This window comes from Streptomyces sp. P9(2023) (assembly GCF_032436795.1).
Taxonomy (GTDB): Bacteria; Actinomycetota; Actinomycetes; order Streptomycetales; family Streptomycetaceae; genus Streptomyces.
Window position 1 is genome coordinate 1 of record NZ_JAUPWM010000689.1, and the last position, 252, is coordinate 252.

The 252-nt window shown below is 58.7% G+C and carries 1 protein-coding gene; it reads right to left on the reverse strand.

Annotated elements, in window-relative coordinates:
- Positions 1–252 (reverse strand): YraN family protein (locus Q5762_RS39120; RefSeq protein WP_315897079.1); only part of this gene is annotated, 252 nt, incomplete at both ends.

Here is a 252-nt window from a genome sequence, read left to right on the forward strand (position 1 = left end):
TGTCACCATCACAGTGCAGATAGGCATATTCGCTGGCCGAAGCACAGATGCGATCCATCTGCCGGCGCAGAAGCCGCTCAGCCGCAAAGGCATGGGATGCAGCCTTCTTAACCTCAACAAAGACGATATAACCGTCATGACGAAAGATCAGGTCGACCTCACCGCCCCATTTCCCGCGCCAGCGCCGCTCAAGCAATTCTGCCCCCAGCGCAACATAATGTTCGGCCGCCTGCTCTTCGGCACAGCGCCCGG